This window comes from Virgibacillus siamensis, from assembly GCF_039522605.1.
Lineage (GTDB): Bacteria > Bacillota > Bacilli > Bacillales > Amphibacillaceae > Lentibacillus > Lentibacillus siamensis.
This window is the reverse complement of record NZ_BAAADS010000033.1, coordinates 1-1,582: the sequence shown is the minus strand read 5'-3', so window position 1 is coordinate 1,582 and position 1,582 is coordinate 1. Positions and strand designations below refer to the sequence as shown.

General features: G+C 45.8%; 2 protein-coding genes. Both read right to left on the bottom strand.

Annotated elements, in window-relative coordinates; genetic code table 11:
* Window positions 1-824, bottom strand: an 824-nt coding sequence (locus tag ABD010_RS18250) for a DnaD domain protein (RefSeq protein WP_343816506.1), incomplete at its 3' end; no start/stop codon positions are given.
* A gap of 93 nt (window positions 825-917) precedes the next feature.
* Window positions 918-1,484, bottom strand: coding sequence for a sigma-70 family RNA polymerase sigma factor (locus tag ABD010_RS18245; RefSeq protein WP_343816503.1), 567 nt, complete (start codon window positions 1,482-1,484; stop codon window positions 918-920).
* Between the last annotated feature and the right edge of the window lie 98 nt (window positions 1,485-1,582).

Genomic DNA, 1,582 nt, shown 5'->3' with positions numbered 1-1,582 from the left:
GTTTGAATACCTTTCTTTGTCCATGCTTTCAGAATACCTTTCACATAGCCCCATGTTGCTTTGTTTTGCTCCAGTGCGCGTTTCATGGCATGGTGAACAAGCGGATCACCCATGTCAGCGATCCAGTTCACAATATCGTCGGCAACATACGAACTGATGACACCGAAGTTTTCCTGGTAAAAGCGAAAAGCGTCTGAAGGAGTAGTTACAATTGATTTTTGTTTCGTTTTTGTTTGATTTATGTATTGTTTAAATAATGGGACCGTACTGTGGTCCAAATTGTGGTCCGTGGAGTGGACTGAACTGCGGGCTAAACTGTGGCCTGTATTGTGGGTCATGCCCCCGACCGACGTCTCATTCTGAACGGAAACCTCCCCATCACCGCCTTTTGTAAAATCACCCACTAACCGATTGCCACTCGACAATACCGGCTGCTCCAATCCAGTTTCCACGTCAACCGCGACCACACCCTGCTCAGGCCGAACAATTGCCTCATCAGCCACCTGACCAGCCGACAATCCCTGCCCGCTATACATATCCACCCGCACCTGCGAAATCATACGATACGTGGCTGCTTGATTTCCATTACCCGGAATCACGTCGATATAGCCCTTATCCTGCAATTCATTCCGCGCCCGTTTAAAGGACGAGCTTTTTACACCGGATTTTGTCTCGATAAACGTAGCGGGGACAGAAAAAGTCTCCCGCCACCCGCTTTTGTTGCTGAAATGCATCAATGTGTGCCACACTGCCACGGCCGATCCCGACAATGGATTGAAAATAATCTGATCGTAAAATGCGTTCATTTCTTTAATATAGTTCATCTCTCTTTCCTCGTTTCACATAAATTTTCAGGATAAGGGAACCCCCCTCATCCTGGTTAAATCTTGGCCGAACAAGAAGCCCGCCCCACCCACTCACAAACCATCATCCCAGCCCAACTTCTCCCTGAACTCCGGATCCCGCAGCTTCATTCGCACCTGCTTGCCCCAACTCTTGACAGCCTCAACGGTCGTATTCTCCGTAACGGCAATTTCTTTATAGGACATGCCTTCGATGATATAGTAATAAATCCATTTCCATTGTCTTTCCGTCAGTTGCGATTTTAAGGTTTTCCAAAGTGCAGGATCGGTCAGTGGAAGGGATTGCTCAGGTTCGAGTCTCTGATTCAGCTTCTCCTGAAGGCTATAATGATTGCCGTCCGTAATTTGAGTTAACTCCTCTTTAATGGCCTTCTTCTTAATGTTTTGATACGAAATTTCCTTCCGCAGGCGATCAATCAGGCGGTTACGGATGGTGAAGTTAAAGTAAGTAGCCATCGGGCCTTTATCCGGCTGGTATTTTTCGTAGGCGTTCCACATGGCGATTAATCCTTCCTGAAAAAATTCCTCATGCGGATCTTGGATGTTTAACTTGTGAATCTGATAGTGGATCCGTCGCTTGTTCTGCTCAAAAATTTCCTCAAAGGCTATTCGATTGTCCATTGGCGTTCTTCCTTCTCTATAAGTTATAAAAAGCTCCTTCTCATAACTACTATCGTTACAACCTTTCATTTGGTGGCAAGTAAAATACGATAATTTTT